Below are 16,520 nucleotides of genomic sequence, written 5' to 3' on the forward strand. Positions count from 1 at the left end.
TCTCCCGGCGCACCTGTGCGTACGCCGCTCCTGCCACCCCCGTGGTTGTAGATCCGCTTCCGCACTGACGTCCGCTCGGCTACGTCAACAGGAACGCATAGTCCCCGTTGATACGTTCCACACTCCACCGAATGATCACGCAGACGTTATCGAAGAGAGATACGTCTTCGCAGCTCAGGGGGTGGGTTCACGCTCGGCTCACACCGTCGTGGGCAGTGCTTTCGCGCCATCTTCGGTGACTCGCGTGGCTCCGAAGTAGTCGGGGGTGTCGATCGGGTCGAACCGGATCACAGCACCCGTACGCGGCGCGTCGATCATGTACCCGCCGCCGACATAAATACCGACATGCCGGATGGCCCGCGAATTGGTGGGGTCGTCCGAGAAGAACACGAGGTCGCCGGGGAGCAGTTCGTCCCGGCTCGGGTGCGGCCCGGCGTTGTACTGGTCGTTGGCGACGCGCGGGAGCTTGATGCCCACGGTCTCGTAGGCGGCCTGGGTCAGCCCCGAGCAGTCGAAGCGTCCGCCCTGCTCAGCGGTACCGGTACCGCCCCACAGATAGGGCGTGCCGAGCTTCTTCTGCGCGTACTCGATGGCGCCGGCGGCCTGCTCGGAGGGGTCGACCCGCCCGACGGGCGCCGCGAAGCTCTCCGAGAGCGTCGTGATCCGCTTCACGTAGTTCCGGGTCTCGCTGTACGGCGGCACGCCCCCGTACTTGATCACCGCGTACGCCCCGGCGTTGTACGCGGCCAGCATGTTTTCGGTCAGATTCCCGCCGACCTTCTTCACGTACGAGGCGAGTTCGCAGTCGTACGAGGCGGCGGAGGGAATCGCGTCCTTGGGGTCCCACACATCCCGGTCCCCGTCCTTGTCCCCGTCGATGCCGTGCGAGGCCCAGGTGCCGGGGATGAACTGCGCTATGCCCTGCGCGGCGGCGTGGCTCTGCGCCCTCGGGTTGAACCCGCTCTCCTGGTAGAGCTGGGCCGCGAGCAGGGCCGGGCTGATGGCGGGGCAGAGGTTGCCCCACTTCTGCACCAGGTCCGAGTACGCGGCGGGCACCGCCCCCTTGGCCAGCGCCTTCGCCCCACCGCCCACGCCGTTGGCCAGGTTCCCGGCGACGATGTAGACCCCGACGGCCAGCAGCATCACGAAGGCCAGGGCGGAGCTGATCGCAACACTCGCCACGATCCATGCCTTACGCACCGTCAACCGCCCCTCACCGCACGCGAGTCCGTCGCCTGGTCAGTGTAGAGGGGGCCGCCTTGCTCAGGAATGATCACGAAGAGGAGAGTCGGGGGCGGAAGGAAGAACCGGCCACGGCACGGGCGGCACGGCGGGAGCACGCTCAGCGGCACCAGCGCACGGGGGTCGTCACAGGACCAGGCGGGCTCACCCCTTTTACGCCGGTTCCCCCACGGTCAGCGGGAACACCGTGCCCGTCAGCTCCTCCGACACCCGCCACAGCCTGCGCGCCGTCAGCGGGTCGCTGGCCGCGCGGGAGCGGCCCACCAGGGTCGGGGCGCCGCGCATCTCGGCCAGGCCGTCGGGGCCGACGTAGCTCGCGCCGGGCAGGTCCTGGGTGGCGGCGTAGAGGGTGGGGAGGGCACCCGCCCTGTCGTCCTGCGCGAAGACCCTGTTGCCGAGGCGCATGAAGGCGCGCGCCGCCGGGTTGGCCGCGTGGCTCTGGAGGTTGGTGGCCGCGTAGCCGGGGTGGGCTGCCAGGGCGCGGACGGTGGAGCCCGACTCCGCCAGCCGGCGCTGGAGTTCCAGGGTGAACAGGAGGTTCGCCAGCTTGGACCGGGCGTAGGCGCGCTGCGGGGTGTAGCCCGTCGTCAGGTCCAGGTCGTCGAAGTCGATCCGCGCTCCGCCCCAGCGGTGGGCGCCCGAGGAGACCGTGACGACGCGGTCGGTGATGTGCGGGAGCAGCAGATTGGTCAGGGCGAAGTGACCGAGATGGTTCGTGCCGAACTGCATCTCGAAGCCGTCCCTGGTGTGCTGCCTGGGGAGCATCATCACGCCGGCGTTGTTGATCAGCGCGTGCAGCGGCTGCCGCCAGGCCTCGGCGAACTCCCGCACAGAGGAGAGGTCCGCCAGGTCCAGCCGCCGCACCTCGGTGCTGCCGCGCACGGTCGCCGCCGCCGCCCGCCCCCGCTCCGGGTCCCGTACGGCGAGGACGACATGCGCCCCCGCCCGGGCCAGCGCGTCCGTCGCGGTGAGACCGATGCCGCTGTTGGCGCCGGTGACGACGACGGTCCGGCCGGTGAGGTCGGGCAGGCGGCGCGCGTTCCCTGTCTCGTTGCTCTTCGTCTTCTGCTCAGCCATACCCCGAATGTAGACGTCGCCAACAATGCTGTCAATGACAACAAAGATGGCGACGTCAACATCGGGATACGATGGTGCCCATGCCCACGAGCAACGCCCCGGAGAGCCGCCCCTACCACCACGGAGACCTGCGCTCCACCCTGCTCACCGGCGCCGAACGAACCCTGCGGGAGAAGGGGGCCGGCGCACTCTCACTGCGCGAACTTGCCCGCGAGGCCGGCGTCAGCCATGCCGCGCCCGGCCGCCACTTCAAGGACAAGCAGGCCCTGCTCAACGCCCTGGCACTCGCCGGATACGACCGGCTGGGCCAGGCCCTGGCCGGCGCCGACGACGCCGCCCTCCCGCTGGAGCCGCGGCTCACCGCCCTCGCCCGGGCCTATCTCGCCTTCGCGATCGACAACGCCGAGCTGCTCGAGCTCATGTACGCCCGCAAGCACGAGCCGGACGCCTCGGAGCAGATGGCCGCGGCCGTCGACCGGACGGTGGGCTCCCTGGAGCGGGTCATCGCCGACGCCCAGCAGCGCGGCGAGATCATCGCGGGCGACCCCCAGCACCTCACCCTGCTGACCGGCGCCACCCTCCAGGGCATCGCCTCCTTCGCGGCGGGCGGCATGCTGGCCCCCGAGGCCGCACTGGACGGCATCGAGGAGCTCGTCCACCTCCTCCTGCACGGCCTCAAGCCCCGCTGATCCCGGGCCCCTTGGTCAAGGCGCACCCACCCCCGGCCATCGAGCCGCCATCGACCGGTAAGCCCGGCCGCCCCTTCAGCAATGCGGAAGTCAGAATCCCGAAAGCCGCCTTGTTGTCACGTACTCAACAAACGATCGTCGTCGCGGGCCGCCGCCCCCGCCGGGAACCACACCGGCGGATTCCCCCACCCGCAGGCCTCTGTCCACCACTGCCAGGAGGCTGTACCTTGCGCACGACTTCGCCCGACTCCCCCTCCAGCCGCCGCAGATGGCTCCGTATCGGCTCCGCCGTCACCGCCACCGCCGCACTCCTGCGCACCGGCCTCGCCACCGCCACCACCACCGCCCAGACCCAGCCTCCGGCCCAGGCCCAGGCCCAGGCCCAGGAGAACTCCGCCAAGGTCACCTGGACCCGCTCCTGCGCCCTCCCCCGGCACAAGAACGAGATGGCTGCGACGCCCTGCGCGTCACGGGCGGCCGCACCGCCTTCCAGCAACAGCACGGCATCTTCCCCAAGGCCGCCGACGCCACCGCCCCCTCCGGCTACGGCCCTCCGACCTCCAGGACGCCTACGACCTGACCTCCGCCGCCGCGAGCAACGGCTCCGGCCGGACCATCGCCATCGTCGACGCCTACGACAACCCCAACGCCGAGTCGGACCTCGCCGCCTACCGCTCCCACTACGGCCTGCCCGCCTGCACCACCGCGAACGGCTGCTTCAAGAAGGTGAGCCAGCCCGGCTCCACCACCTTCCTCCCCACCGCCGACAGCGGCTGGGCCGACAAGATCTCTCTCGACCTCGACATGGCGAGCGCGATCTGCCCGAACTGCCGCGTCACCCTCGTCGAGGCCAAGTCCGCCTCCATGGCCAACCTGGGCACCGCCGTCAACGAGGCCGTGAGCCTCGACGCCAAGTACGTCTCCCACAGCTACGGCGGCGGCGAGTCCTCCTCCGACGCCACGTACGACTCCACCTACTTCAACCACCCGGGCGTCGCCATCACCGTCAGCGCGGGCGACGCGGGCTACGGCTCCGAGTACCGGGCGGCGTCCCGGTACGTGACGGCCGTCGGCGGCACCAAGCTCACCACCCCCTCCACCACCACCCGCGGCTGGACCGAGAGCGTCTGGAGGACCAGCAGCACCGAAGGCACCGGCTCCGGCTGGGCCACCTATGGCGGCACCAGCGCCGCCGCCCCGGTCATCGCGAGCGTCTACGCCCTGGCCGGCACCCCGTCCAGCGGCTCCTACCCGGCCGAGTTCCCCTACGCGAACACCTCCGCCCTCAACGACGTCACCAGCGGCTCCAACGGCAGCTGCACCACCGGCTACCTCTGCACCGCCCGGACGGGCTACGACGGCCCGACCGGCTGGGGCACTCCCGAGGAACTCGGCGCCTTCACCGGCTGACCTCTCCCACTCCGTGACAGAACGTCACCGGCGGACGGGCCGCGGCATCCCAGCCGCGGCCCGTCCGCCGCGTTGGGTAGCCTTCACCCGGAGAACACGGGCGCGACCTCTCACCCGACCGTCCGTCAAAAACGGTCCGTAAAGGTGACACAGGGCGTGAAAAGACACAACGACGGAACCTCACGACAGGTTTCGCTCAGGCCTCATTGCCCGTCGTGACCTGCCGTGATACACAGAGTGACCATACGATCCTTCGCACACCGCCCGTCGCCTCCCCTAGGTGCCGGCACGGAACGGTGGCAAGGTATTCGTACGAAACCCGCCAATCAATGACGCCAAGTCGACATCCGGCAGCGTCATTGTCGGCGACAATGAGGCCTGACCTCTGCACGACCGCAGAGGGTGAAGAACTACCCAACAGGGGCGGTGACTTACATGCTCTTTGCGGCCGATAAGGGAGACATCAACACGATCATCGGCGGGATCGCTCCGGACTGGGGCCCCTTCGGCAGCCTGGGCAACGAGGCCAAGGTGATGATCGAGGTCGTGATGGCGGTCGCCATCCTGCTCTGCCTCGGCATCGCCATCTGGGGCGCGGCGAAGCAGCGCATCGGCGCGACGGCCCTGAGGGACACCTTCAGCGCCGAGCAGGGCAAGGGCCTCATCGTCGCCGGCCTCACCGGAGTCTTCATCATCGGCTCCCTCGGCACGCTGTTCACCATCGTGTACGGCATGGCCGTGTAGCCCGGGCACCATCCGCCCGGCCGGGCGCGCCCGGCTCCCTCTCCATCCCACCCGCCCGTCGTGCCCACCGGCTGAGGTTGCGTTTCCCTGATGTCGAGTCACCACACCGCGCCCGCGCGGGAACCAGCACGGCTACCGTCGTACGAGGAGTATGAAGAGTACGACCGGTACCAAGTGTTTCCGCACGACGTCGAGGGGGCGGACGCGGCATGAGTCTCGGTGACGAGCACCAGGCCTCCGGCGGCTACGGCGGCACGGGCCAGACCCGAACCCGCCTGCCCGACACCGACCCCGACGCCCACGGCACCCCCCGCCGCACCCCCCGCTCCTCGCCCCGCAGCCTGGTCACGGTGGTCGGCGTGGTGGTCCTCCTCCTCGCGGCCATCGCCTTCGCGAACCGCGGGGGCGGCGATACCGACAAGACCGACTCGTCGGGCAACAAGCCGGAGACAGCGGCGACGGCGCCTTCGGGCCAACGCCCCGTCCAGTCCAAGTCGGGCGGCATCCCGTCGGGCTTCGGGCAGAGCCAAGAGGGGGCGGAGAGCGCCGCGGCCAACTACGCCGTGGCGCTGGTCTCGTCCGACATCCTCAAGCCCGCGCGGCGCACCGAGATCGTCCGCCAGGTGTTCGACGCCGGCCGAATCTCCGAACTGGAGAAGAACCTCGACCAGGTGTACGACAAGGCGTTCCTCGACAAGGTCGGCCTGGACGAGAACGGCGAGGCGCCTCAGGGCAGCACGTACGTCTCGCGCACCATGCCGGTCGGCACCAGAACCACCGAATACTCCGGCAGCGCCGCCACCGTCGAGGTCTGGTGCACGGGCGTGTTCGGGATGACGGGCGAGAGCTCGCAGAACCCGGTCACCAACGACTGGTTCACCATGACCCTGCAGCTGCGCTGGACCGACGGCGACTGGAAGGTCGACAGCTTCTCCCAGAAGGAAGGCCCCGCGCCGGTCAACGGCGACAACAAGGTGTCGACGTCGGACGACATCTCGAAGGCCGTCGAGGAGTTCGGAGGGTTCACGTATGCCCGGTAGCCCGCGCCGCGCAGTCAAGCTCGCCGCCACCCTCACAGCCGTTCAGACCACCGTGATCCTGCTCGCCGGCCGAGCGGTCGCGGCGCCCACGCCTTCGCCCACGCCCAGCGACGACAACTGCTCCCTGCTCTCCGGCAGGGCCAGAGAGATCTGCGAAGGCGACACCGACAGCGGCAGCGGCAGCGGCACCTCCCGCCTGGACCCCACCTCCACCCTCGACCCCCTCTCCTCCCTCGCCAAGGGCTGCGCCGAAGCCGCCTCCTGGACCGTCGACAAGCTCAGCGACGCCGTGAAGGAGACGGCCAACGTCGACTTCACCAACCCCAAGTTCCTCCAGCAGTACGCCGTCGTCTTCGCCGCCTCGACGATCCTCACGCTCCTGCTCTGGCTCCTCGCCGTGGCCAAGCGAGCCGTCCGCGGCGTCCCCCTCGCCACCGCCATCGGCGAAGCCATCGGCTTCCTCTGGCTGACCGTCCTGGCCTCCGCCTTCACCCCGCTGATCCTCTACACCGTCGTCTCGGCCACGGACGGCATCACCGAGGTCCTCGCCAAAGCCACCGGCGACCAGACCGACGCCTTCTTCGGCACGTTCTCCGAGGCCCTCAAGAAGGGCGAGGACATCGGCGGCGGCCCGATCATGCTGATCGTCGTCTCCCTGGTCAGCATCCTCGCCGCAGGCGTCCTCTGGCTGGAGCTCGTCATCAGGGCGGCGCTCCTCTACGTCGGCGCCCTCCTCGGCACCGTCGTCTACGCCGGGCTCGTCGACAAGAACCTGTGGGGCCACGTCCGCCGCTGGGCGGGCATCATGATCGCGGTGATCCTGATCAAGCCCGTCATCGTCATCGTGCTCGGCCTCGCCGGCGCGCTCTCCGCCGACGACGGCCCGGACGCCTTCTCCGCCGTCGTCTCCGGCCTCGCCATCATCCTGCTCGCCATCTTCGCCAGCGCGATGATCTACCGCTTCGTCCCCGGCTTCGGCGACGAGCTCGCCGGCTCCCGCAACAACCGCCTCATGCAGGGCGCCGAAAGCAAGGCCGCAGCCGTCATCAGCTCCCCCGCCACCCTCGTCGCGCAGGGCATCAAGACCCACAGCTCCCGCGCCGACAACAACGGCGGCTCAGGCGGCCAGTCCTCCGCCCCCCGCCCGAACAACCCGGCCTCCGGCGGAGTCGCCGCACACAGCTCACGCCCCTCGAACGGCGGCGGCGGATCCGTCCCCTCCGCCGCACCCGCACCCCGTTCGAGCAGCCCCGTCAACACTCCCCACGCCAGCAACACCCGCAACAGCAGCAGCAACCGCACGGGAGGTGAAGGGCGTTGACGACCGAGTCCCACGTGTCCCATCCGGTCACGCCCCGCCGTACATATCTGATCGGCCGCGCCCGGCCGAACGCGATCATCGGCCGCAACCGCGAGACCGGCGAGATCGCCCTGATCGTCGTGGGCGCGTTCATCGGCATGATGTGCGGACTCCTCGTCCCCGTGCTGTCCCTGCGCATCGTGCTGCTGGCCGGGTTCCCGATGCTGGCGCTGGCCGCGGTGTACGTGCCGTTCAAGCACCGCACGTTCTACAAGTGGTTCGAGATCAACCGCAGCTACAAGCGGACCCTCAAGCAGGGCACCACCTACCGCTCGGCCGCCGTCGAGGCCGGCACCCGGCTGGACGGCCGTGAGGTCGAGGTCGGCCCGCCCCCGGGCATCGGCCGCGTCACCTGGCTGGCCGCCCCCTTCGGCCCCGACGAGATCGCCGTACTGCTGCACGCCGACCGCAAGACCGTCACCGCCGCCATCGAGATCGAGGGCCCCGGCGTCGGCCTGCGCGACTCCGAGGACCAGGAAGCCCTGGTCGACCGCTTCGGCACCCTGCTCAAGCACGTGGCCAACGGCGACGGGTTCGTCACCCGTCTGCAGATGCTCGCCCGCACCCTCCCCGCCGACCCGGACGCGCACGCCAAGGACGTCTCCGTCCGGGGCGACGAGAAGGCACCGCCGTGGCTGCAGCAGTCGTACGACCAGCTCCAGTCGATGGTGTCCACCAGCAGTGAGCAGCACCGCGCCTACCTCGTCGCCTGCATGCACTACACGCGCGACCTCGCCGCCGAGGCCAACGCCATGGCCCGGGCCGCCCGCGCCCACGGTGGCAAGGTCGACCGGGACGCCGGGCTCGCCGTCGTCATGGCCCGCGAGCTGACCGACATCTGCTCGCGCCTCCAGGAAGCCGACATCCGCGTACGGCAGCCGCTCGGTCAGGGACGGCTGTCCTCGCTGATCCACTCCATGTACGACCCGGACCACCCGATCGACCACATCCAGGCGATGTCCAAGCGCAACGCCTGGCCGGCCGAGCTGGACGCCATGGAGCCCACGTATCTCCAGGCCAAGACCCGGGAGTCCAGCACCCGCGCCCCTTGGTGCCACGCCACCGCCTGGGTGAAGGAGTGGCCGATGACCCCCGTCGGCGTCAACTTCCTCGCCCCGCTCCTCGTCCACACCCCGGACGTCATCCGCACGGTCGCCGTCACCATGGACCTCGAACCCACCGAGGTCGCCATCGAGCGCATGCTCACCGAGAAGACCAACGACGAGGCCGAGGCGTCCCGCGCCGCCAAGATGAACCGCACCGTCGACCCGCGCGACGTCGCCGCGAACTCCCGGCTCGACCAGCGCGGAGAGGACCTCGCCAGCGGCGCGGCCGGCGTCAACCTCGTCGGCTACATCACCGTCTCGTCCCGTTCCCCCGACGCCCTCGCCCGCGACAAGCGGACGATAAGGGCCTCGGCCGGAAAGTCGTACCTGAAGCTGGAATGGTGCGACCGCGAGCACCACCGCGCCTTCGTGAACACCCTTCCCTTCGCCACCGGCATTCGGAGGTAGGACCTGATGCGGGACCCGCTGTCCGTCCTCACCGACGCCTTCACGTCCTTCCTCTTCGGGAAGGTCGAGACGACCAGGCTCCCGGTGCGCACGTCCACGGGCCAGGCCCAGGCGGTCTACCTGCCGACCGCCGCGCCGGGCCTCGGCGACTCCGGCGTCATCATCGGCCGCGAGGTGTACTCCGGAAAGGGCTACATCTACGACCCCTTCCAGCTCTACGGGCAGCAGCTCCCCGCCCCCCACTGGCTGGTCCTCGGCGAGTCCGGCAACGGCAAGTCGGCGCTGGAGAAGACGTACGTCCTGCGCCAGCTCCGCTTCCGCGACCGCCAGGTCGTCGTCCTCGACGCCCAGGGCGAGGACGGCGTCGGCGAATGGAACCTCATCGCCCAGGAGCTGGGCATAACCCCCATCCGCCTGGACCCCATGGCCGCCCTGGACATGGGCATCCGCCTCAACCCCCTCGACCCCGCGATCACCACCACGGGCCAGCTCGCGCTGCTCCGCACGATCATCGAGGTCGCGATGGGCCACGGCCTCGACGAACGCTCCGGCTTCGCCCTGAAGGTCGCGCACGCCTACGTCAACGAGACCATCGTCGAACGCCAGCCGGTCCTCACCGACATCGTCGAGCAGCTCCGCCACCCCGAGCCGGAGTCCGCGGAGGCGATGAACGTCGCCATAGACGACGTACGGGCCTGGGGCCTGGACGTGGCGCTGGTCCTGGACCGCCTGGTCGACGGCGACCTGCGCGGCATGTTCGACGGCCCCACCACCGTGGGCATCGACCTCGACGCGCCCCTCATCGTCTTCGACCTGTCCCACATCGACCGCAACTCCATCGCCATGCCCATCCTCATGGCGATCGTCGGCGTCTGGCTGGAGCACACCTGGATCCGCCCCGACCGGAAGAAGCGCATCTTCCTGGTCGAGGAGGCCTGGCACATCATCAACAGCCCCTTCGTCGCCCAGCTCTTCCAGCGCCTGCTGAAGTTCGGCCGACGCCTCGGCCTGTCCTTCGTCGCCGTCGTCCACCACCTCTCGGACGTCGTCGACGGCGCGGCGGCCAGAGAGGCGGCGGCCATCCTGAAGATGGCCTCGACCCGGACGATCTACGCCCAGAAGGCGGACGAGGCCCGAGCGACCGGCCGCGTCCTCGGCCTCCCCCGCTGGGCGGTCGAGATCATCCCGACCCTCACCCCCGGCATCGCCGTCTGGGACGTCAACGGCAACGTCCAGGTCGTCAAACACCTGGTCACCGAGACCGAACGCCCCTTGGTCTTCACCGACCGCGCGATGACCGAGTCCTCCGCCGACCTCGCGGACGACGACGCCCTGCGCGCCGCCGAACTGGAGGCGGAGGAACGGGCCGCGGCCTTCGTGGAGCACCACCTGGGCGACTCCGAATCGACGGTGGCGTAGAGCCAGGGGGAGCACGCGTGAGACCGGACGACCACCGCACCCGGCGGGACAGCCAGGGAGGCATCCCCGACGGCCTGCTGATCGGCATACTCGCGTTCCTCCTCGGCATGACCCTGCTGGTGTGGACGGCCACCGGCCTCGCCGCACTGTTCGCCCACGGCTCCTGGCCGTCCGGCGTCACCTTCACCCGCACCCCCCTCGCCCTGCGCGGCCTCATCGCCCGGCCCCACGACATCCCCGGCGCCTGGCCCGACACACCCCCCACCGAACTCTCCGGCTACGGCCTCTTCTGGGGCCTGTTCATCGGCCAGCTGATGATCCTGGTCGTCCTCACGGTCTTCGTGATGGGCACGCTGGCCCGGTGGAGGGCGGTCCGGGCAAGGCGCCGGGAGGAGCGGATCCCGGCGGCGGAAGAACGGCCGACACCGACGCAGCACGAGGCCCGGGCATCGGCGCACGAGCACGCATCTTGGGCGACGCAGCACGACATCCCGACAGCCGCGCACGAGCACGCACCCCCGGCAGTGCAGCACGAGGTCCCGACCCCCCGCCGCTCGCCCGCCGACCCCACCAGCCCCCTGGCCCCGAGCCCCCCGGACCCCACAGCGAGCCCGCCCGACTCCCCCCACCCTGCGGCAGGCTCCCCACACCCGACGGCAACCACCACCCCACCCCCCGCAACCGTCCCCGCGACCCCGGCGTCTCTGTTCGCCCAGGAACGGGTGGACGGGTGGGAAAAGATCCTCGTAGCCCCAAGGGAATCCCGCCAGACCACAGCCACCCAGGCGATCCGCGACGCGGCAGGCCCAGCCCTCATCGTCACGTCGAACCCCGCCCTCTGGCAGACCACCAAGGACGCCAGAGCCAAACTGGGCCCCACCCACCTCTACGACCCCACCCACCTCTGCGACACCCCGTCCCGTCTCCACTGGTCCCCCACCACCGGCTGCGAGGACAAGGCGACGGCAACCCGACGAGCCGCCGCCCTCCTCACCCCCGTCCGCCCCACCGCGAAACTGGACCAAGCCCTCAGCGACACAGCCGAGACACTCCTGCGGAGCTACCTGCACGCCGCGGCGATCGACGGCCGCACCATCCGCCACGTCCACCGCTGGTCCCAGGGCACCCAGATCCAGGACGCCGTACGCATCCTCCGTACGAACCCCAAGGCGGCCCCCGGCGCGGCGGGCGAACTCGAAGGCGCCCTCACCGCCCATCCCGAACGCCGGGACATGGCCCAGCAGTTGACCACCCGAGCCCTCGCGGCCCTCTCCACGGTCAACATCCGCGAGGCCTGCACTCCCAACCGAAGTGATGCCCTCGCCTTGGATTCCTTCGTCCACGAAGGGGGCACGCTTTATGTGGTGGGGGAATCCATCGAGGACCCCAGGACTCAGCCGGGCGCGATGCCCCTCCTGACGGCCCTCGTCTCCAGCGTGGTCGAGCGCGGCCGGCACATGGCCGAACGGTCATCGGCCGGTCGCCTCGACCCACCAATGACGCTCGTCCTGGACGACGTCGCGGCCGTGGCTCCGCTTCCCCAGCTGCCGGAGCTGCTGGCCACCGGAGCGGACCGGGGCATGCCGACCCTGGCCCTGCTCCGGTCCCGCGAACAGGCCCGCGCCCGCTGGCCGCACGACGAACTCCCCGTCTGACCCCCGTCACTCCCGCTCGAGCACGAACTCCAACTCCCGCTCCCCCGCGTCCCCCAACGGCACGGTCACCCCACTCGGCACGAACCCCGCCCGCCGATAGAACCGCTGCGCCCGCCCGTTCTCCTCGTGCACGATGAGCCGCACCCGCTCGAGCCCCTGCGCCCACGACCACTCCAGGGCCGCGTCGAACAGCACCTCGGTCAGCCCGCTCCCGCGCTCCTCGGGCCGTACGAACACAGCGACGACATGCCCCTGCTTCCGCTCCACCTCGAACCCGGCCCAGTCGGTCGTCCCGGGCTCCTCCACCAGCACGGTCAGCGTCCCCACCCACTGCCCGTCCGGCGCCTCGGCGATGATCTGCTGCACCGCGTCCGACCCTTCGCAGGCCCGCGCCGTCCGCTCCTGCCAGAAGGAGTCCGGCTTGGCCACGGCCTCCTCGTACGTCTCCAGGAAGGCCAGGTGCGCCACCGGGTCCCGCAGCGCCGCGAGCCGCAGCTCCTTCGCCGCGGGCCACTCATCAGCACGGACGGACCGGATCACATAGCTCATGCGGGCAACGGTAGTACCCGGGTACGACACCCCTCACCCCGATTACCCCGCCGGTCCGACGCCCGCCGCCCCCGCGCGCACGAGCATCGAACCATGCTGACGGCACACGAACTCACCAAACGCTACGGCGACCGAACGGTCGTCACGGACCTGTCCTTCACCGTCCGGCCCGGCACCGTCACCGGCTTCCTCGGCCCGAACGGCGCCGGCAAGTCCACGACCATGCGCATGCTTCTCGGCCTCGACGCCCCCACCCGCGGCCACGCCACGGTAGGCGGACGCTCCTACGCCGCCCACCCCGCGCCCCTCACCGAGGTCGGCACCCTGCTGGAAGCCCGCTCGGTCCACCCCGGCCGCACCGCCTACCACCACCTGCGCGCCCTCGCCCACACCCATGGCATCCCCCGCACCCGCGTCGACCAGGTCCTCGCCCTCACCGGCCTCACGGACGTCGCCCACCGCCGCGTCAAGGGCTTCTCTCTCGGCATGGGCCAACGCCTCGGCATCGCCGCCGCCCTCCTCGGCGACCCGGCCACCGTCGTCCTCGACGAACCGGTCAACGGCCTCGACCCCGAGGGCGTCCTGTGGATCCGCACCCTCCTCAAGTCCCTCGCCGCCGAGGGCCGCACGGTCTTCGTCTCCTCCCACCTGATGAGCGAGATGGCCCTCACCGCCGAGCACCTGGTCATCATCGGCCGCGGCCGCCTCCTCGCCGACACCACGGTCACCGACTTCGTACGCGACTCCGGAGCCGGCACCACCAAGGTCGTCACCCCGCAGGCCGCCGACCTCGTACGACTCCTCACCGCCCCAAGCGTCGACATCACCACCGACACCCCCGGCACCCTCCACATCCGCGGCACGGACGCCGAACACATCGGCCGCGCGGCAGCCGCCCACGGCATCCCCCTCTACGAACTCACCCCCGGCACCGCCTCCCTGGAAGAGGCCTTCATGGACCTCACCCGCGACGCGGTCGAGTACCCGGCGACCTTGGAAGGAGCGGCAGCATGACCACGACAGCCCTGCCCTACCGCGTGACCCAGGCCCGCGTCCTGCGCTCCGAGTGGCACAAGCTCTGGACTCTCCGCTCCACCTGGATCACCCTCGTCGCCACGAGCCTGTTGACCGCCGCCATGGGCGCGGGCCTGAGCGCCGCCTACGACGGCACCGGCACAGGCGAGATGGACACGGTCCTCTTCGTCCTCCTCGGCACCCAGTTCGCCCAGATCAACCTCGGCGTCCTGGGCATCCTGGCCACCGCCGGCGAGTACTCCACGGGCCAGATCCGCGCCACGATGACCGCCGTCCCCCGCCGCCTGCCCGTCCTGTGGTCCAAGGCCGCCGTCCTGGCCGCGGTGGCGTTCCCCCTCACCCTGGCGACGAATCTCCTCACCTTCCCCCTCGCCCAGACCTTCCTCTCCGGCACCGACCAGTCCGCCGCCCTCGGCGACCCGGGCGTCCTGCGCGCCCTCGCCGGCAACGCGGCCGGTCTCACCCTGCTCGCCGTCCTCGCCCTCGGCATCGGCGCCCTGCTCCGCTCGGTCCCGATGGCCATCGGCGCCTTCATCGGCCTCGTCATGATCCTCCCGGAGATCCTGGCCATGCTCCCGTACGAGTTCGTCGACGATGCCGTCCGCCACTTCCCCGGCAAAGCCCTGGAAGCCCTCACCACCGCCCAGCCCATGCCCGGCGCGACCTCCCCGACCGCGGCCCTGCTGGCCATGCTCCTGTGGACGGCGGCGACCCTCGCGACAGCGGCGGCGGTCCTGCGTCACCGAGACATCTGACACGCGGCATCGGAACCTTCACGATGGACCCCGTGACGGAAGCCAGGGCACCGGAGCCCCTCACCGACTACGCCCACCGCGTCAGCCGCAAGGTGCGCGCGTTCGACCAACGCCACCCCCTGCTGTGGGACCTGCACTTCACCGGCTTCTGGGTGACGGCGGCCCTGATCGACTACACCGGCCGAGGCTGGCGCCACAACGCGCACAACCTGGACGTCCCCGGCTGGCTCCTGCTCACCCTGAGCCTCGGCCTCTCGGTCCCCCTGCTCCGACGCCGCACCCACCCCGGCACCGTCCTGGCCGCGATGGCGCCCTTCGCCCTCGTCAACGCCTGGACGGGCGCCGCACTCCAAGCAGCCCTGCTCCAGTTGGTGGTGATCTACCACATCGCCCTGCGCCGTTCCCTGCACAACCTGTGGTGGGCGACGGCCCTCATGCTGACCCCGGTCTTCGTATCGGTCGTCCGATACGGCGAGGGCACCTGGGACCAGCAGATCGGCTCCCAGCTGATGTCCATCACCGTGGCCGCCCTCATCGGCATCACGGTCCGCACCCGCCGCAACTACACCGAGGCCCTGGAAGACCGAGCCCGCCGTCTGGAGACCGAACGCGACCAGCAGGCCCAACTCGCCACAGCCGCCGAACGCGCCCGCATCGCCCGCGAGATGCACGACATCATCGGCCACAACCTCTCCGTCATCACCGGCCTCGCCGACGGCGGCCGATACGCCGCCGCCAAGTCTCCCGAGCGCGCGGGCCAGGCCCTCGACGCCATCGCCACCACCAGCCGCCAGGCCCTGACCGAACTCCGCCGCCTCCTCGACGTCCTACGCGAGGAGGAGAAGAACCGAGCAGACCTCACCCCCCAGCCCGGCCTCACCGACCTCGACCAACTCCTCGACGGCGTACGCTCCGCGGGCCTGACCGTCCGCACCACCACCCACGGCACCCCCACACTCCCCCCGGGCCGCCAGCTCACCGTCTACCGCGTCATCCAGGAAGCCCTCACCAACACCCTCAAACACGCAGGCCCCGGCGCCACCGCGGAGATAGAGCTCTCCTACGAGGAGAGGGCCGCCGTCACCGTCGACATCACGGACACAGGCAACGGCCGCAGAACGGACGACGATCCACTCCGAGCCGGCCGCGGCCTCCCCGGAATGCGCGAGCGAACCGCCCTCTACGACGGCACACTTGAGGCCGGCCCTCGCCCCCACCCTGAACAGGGCTGGCGCGTCCGTCTCCATCTCCCGGAGGAAACACCGCAGTGACCACGGTCCTCATCGCCGACGACCAGCCCCTCCAGCGCTTCGGCTCCCGCATGCTCCTGGAGAGCCAGGACGACATGACGGTCGTCGGCGAGGCCGCGAACGGCAGCGAAGCGGTCCGCATGACGGCGGAGCTCCACCCCGACGTCGTCCTGATGGACATCCGCATGCCCGGCCTGGACGGCATCGAGGCGACCCGCCGCATCGCCGCCGCCGGCGACCGCACCCGCATCCTGATCGTCACCACCTTCGACCTGGACGAGTACGCGTACGCCGGCCTCCGCGCCGGCGCCTCCGGCTTCCTGGTCAAGGACGCCCAGCCCGAGGAACTCCTCTCCGGCATCCGCGCGGTGGCCACCGGCGACGCGGTCGTCGCCCCGAGCCTGACCCGCCGCCTCCTGGACGCCTACGTCCATCACCTGCCGACCGACCCCTCGGCCGAAGACCTGCCCCAAGAGGACACACGCCTCGCGTCCCTCACCGACCGGGAACGGGAAATCCTCACGGTCATCGGCAAGGGCTGGACGAACACGGAGATAGCCACCCGCCTCCACCTGGCCGAGTCGACGGTGAAAACGCACGTGGGCCGCATCCTCGCGAAAACGGGCTCCCGAGACCGCATCCAGGCGGTCATCCTGGCGTACGACACGAAGCTGGTAGAGCCGTCATAAACGCAGAAAACCCCGCATCCGAAGATGCGGGGTTTCCTTTGAATGATTGTTCGGCGGCGTCCTACTCTCCCACAGGGTCCCCCCTGCAGTAC

At 70.5% G+C, this 16,520-nt stretch carries 14 protein-coding genes and 1 pseudogene; 12 read left to right on the top strand and 3 right to left on the bottom strand.

Going from position 1 to position 16,520, the window contains the following annotated elements; translation table 11 throughout:
- Positions 1-198: 198 nt before the first annotated feature.
- Both ACFZBT_RS39415 and ACFZBT_RS39420 read right to left on the bottom strand, forming a co-directional pair.
- Positions 199-1,206 carry an NlpC/P60 family protein gene (locus ACFZBT_RS39415; protein ID WP_391114924.1) on the bottom strand — a complete coding sequence of 336 codons (1,008 nt, stop codon included), beginning with the start codon at positions 1,204-1,206 and terminating at the stop codon, positions 199-201.
- Between the two features lie 189 nt (positions 1,207-1,395).
- Positions 1,396-2,319, bottom strand: a complete 924-nt coding sequence (locus tag ACFZBT_RS39420) for an oxidoreductase (RefSeq protein WP_391114926.1) — start codon at positions 2,317-2,319, stop codon at positions 1,396-1,398.
- Positions 2,320-2,390: 71 nt separating this feature from the next.
- Between ACFZBT_RS39420 and ACFZBT_RS39425 the strand changes: the two genes are divergently transcribed.
- From ACFZBT_RS39425 to ACFZBT_RS39460, 8 genes and pseudogenes are all read left to right on the top strand, one after another.
- A complete protein-coding gene (locus ACFZBT_RS39425; RefSeq protein ID WP_391114929.1) occupies positions 2,391-3,008 on the top strand; it encodes a WHG domain-containing protein in 618 nt (205 codons plus the stop codon).
- Between the two features lie 227 nt (positions 3,009-3,235).
- A pseudogene (locus ACFZBT_RS39430) lies at positions 3,236-4,418 on the top strand (peptidase S8).
- A gap of 435 nt (positions 4,419-4,853) precedes the next feature.
- A complete protein-coding gene (locus ACFZBT_RS39435; RefSeq protein ID WP_210876544.1) occupies positions 4,854-5,162 on the top strand; it encodes a hypothetical protein in 309 nt (102 codons plus the stop codon).
- A 209-nt stretch (positions 5,163-5,371) separates the two neighbouring features.
- Complete coding sequence (locus ACFZBT_RS39440) at positions 5,372-6,202, top strand: hypothetical protein (protein ID WP_391114933.1); 831 nt, start codon at positions 5,372-5,374, stop codon at positions 6,200-6,202.
- Positions 6,192-7,523, top strand: a complete 1,332-nt coding sequence (locus ACFZBT_RS39445; RefSeq protein WP_391114936.1) for a hypothetical protein — start codon at positions 6,192-6,194, stop codon at positions 7,521-7,523. Before ACFZBT_RS39440 ends, ACFZBT_RS39445 begins: the two co-directional genes overlap by 11 nt.
- Positions 7,520-9,076 (top strand): SCO6880 family protein, encoded by a 1,557-nt coding sequence (locus ACFZBT_RS39450; RefSeq protein ID WP_391114939.1) that lies wholly within the window; start codon positions 7,520-7,522, stop codon positions 9,074-9,076. The genes ACFZBT_RS39445 and ACFZBT_RS39450 overlap by 4 nt, the downstream gene beginning before the upstream one ends.
- Before the next feature lie 6 nt (positions 9,077-9,082).
- Positions 9,083-10,495 (top strand): ATP-binding protein, encoded by a 1,413-nt coding sequence (locus ACFZBT_RS39455; RefSeq protein WP_391114941.1) that lies wholly within the window; start codon positions 9,083-9,085, stop codon positions 10,493-10,495.
- Between the two features lie 17 nt (positions 10,496-10,512).
- Positions 10,513-12,150, top strand: a complete 1,638-nt coding sequence (locus ACFZBT_RS39460) for a TraM recognition domain-containing protein (RefSeq protein WP_391114944.1) — start codon at positions 10,513-10,515, stop codon at positions 12,148-12,150.
- A 6-nt stretch (positions 12,151-12,156) separates the two neighbouring features.
- On the opposite strand, the gene ACFZBT_RS39465 is transcribed toward ACFZBT_RS39460, so the two are convergent.
- On the bottom strand, positions 12,157-12,699 hold the full coding sequence (locus tag ACFZBT_RS39465; protein WP_391114947.1) for a GNAT family N-acetyltransferase: 543 nt from the start codon (positions 12,697-12,699) through the stop codon (positions 12,157-12,159).
- A gap of 93 nt (positions 12,700-12,792) precedes the next feature.
- On the opposite strand from ACFZBT_RS39465, the gene ACFZBT_RS39470 reads away from it, so the two are divergent.
- From ACFZBT_RS39470 to ACFZBT_RS39485, 4 genes are read left to right on the top strand one after another with little or no spacing between them, the layout of a single operon-like run.
- Positions 12,793-13,713, top strand: a complete 921-nt coding sequence (locus tag ACFZBT_RS39470; RefSeq protein ID WP_391114950.1) for an ATP-binding cassette domain-containing protein — start codon at positions 12,793-12,795, stop codon at positions 13,711-13,713.
- On the top strand, positions 13,710-14,489 hold the full coding sequence (locus ACFZBT_RS39475; protein WP_391114952.1) for an ABC transporter permease: 780 nt from the start codon (positions 13,710-13,712) through the stop codon (positions 14,487-14,489). The genes ACFZBT_RS39470 and ACFZBT_RS39475 overlap by 4 nt, the downstream gene beginning before the upstream one ends.
- A 23-nt stretch (positions 14,490-14,512) precedes the next feature.
- A complete protein-coding gene (locus ACFZBT_RS39480; protein ID WP_391114955.1) occupies positions 14,513-15,760 on the top strand; it encodes a histidine kinase in 1,248 nt (415 codons plus the stop codon).
- Entirely contained in the window at positions 15,757-16,428 is a 672-nt protein-coding gene (locus tag ACFZBT_RS39485; RefSeq protein WP_391114958.1) for a response regulator, read from the top strand. The genes ACFZBT_RS39480 and ACFZBT_RS39485 overlap by 4 nt, the downstream gene beginning before the upstream one ends.
- The last annotated feature ends 92 nt before the right edge of the window (positions 16,429-16,520 follow it).

Origin of the sequence: Streptomyces sp. NPDC008137 (assembly GCF_042957035.1) — a bacterium.
In the GTDB taxonomy this organism is placed as follows: Bacteria; Actinomycetota; Actinomycetes; order Streptomycetales; family Streptomycetaceae; genus Streptomyces.

Excerpts from the sequence above, each read along its gene's own strand:
- ACFZBT_RS39420 (WP_391114926.1), bottom strand. The coding sequence starts at position 2,319 with ATGGCTGAGCAGAAGACGAAGAGCAACGAGACAGGGAACGCGCGCCGC.
- ACFZBT_RS39425 (WP_391114929.1), top strand. The coding sequence starts at position 2,391 with ATGGTGCCCATGCCCACGAGCAACGCCCCGGAGAGCCGCCCCTACCAC.
- ACFZBT_RS39435 (WP_210876544.1), top strand. The coding sequence starts at position 4,854 with ATGCTCTTTGCGGCCGATAAGGGAGACATCAACACGATCATCGGCGGG.
- ACFZBT_RS39440 (WP_391114933.1), top strand. The coding sequence starts at position 5,372 with ATGAGTCTCGGTGACGAGCACCAGGCCTCCGGCGGCTACGGCGGCACG.
- ACFZBT_RS39445 (WP_391114936.1), top strand. The coding sequence starts at position 6,192 with ATGCCCGGTAGCCCGCGCCGCGCAGTCAAGCTCGCCGCCACCCTCACA.
- ACFZBT_RS39455 (WP_391114941.1), top strand. The coding sequence starts at position 9,083 with ATGCGGGACCCGCTGTCCGTCCTCACCGACGCCTTCACGTCCTTCCTC.
- ACFZBT_RS39465 (WP_391114947.1), bottom strand. The coding sequence starts at position 12,699 with ATGAGCTATGTGATCCGGTCCGTCCGTGCTGATGAGTGGCCCGCGGCG.
- ACFZBT_RS39470 (WP_391114950.1), top strand. The coding sequence starts at position 12,793 with ATGCTGACGGCACACGAACTCACCAAACGCTACGGCGACCGAACGGTC.
- ACFZBT_RS39475 (WP_391114952.1), top strand. The coding sequence starts at position 13,710 with ATGACCACGACAGCCCTGCCCTACCGCGTGACCCAGGCCCGCGTCCTG.
- ACFZBT_RS39480 (WP_391114955.1), top strand. The coding sequence starts at position 14,513 with ATGGACCCCGTGACGGAAGCCAGGGCACCGGAGCCCCTCACCGACTAC.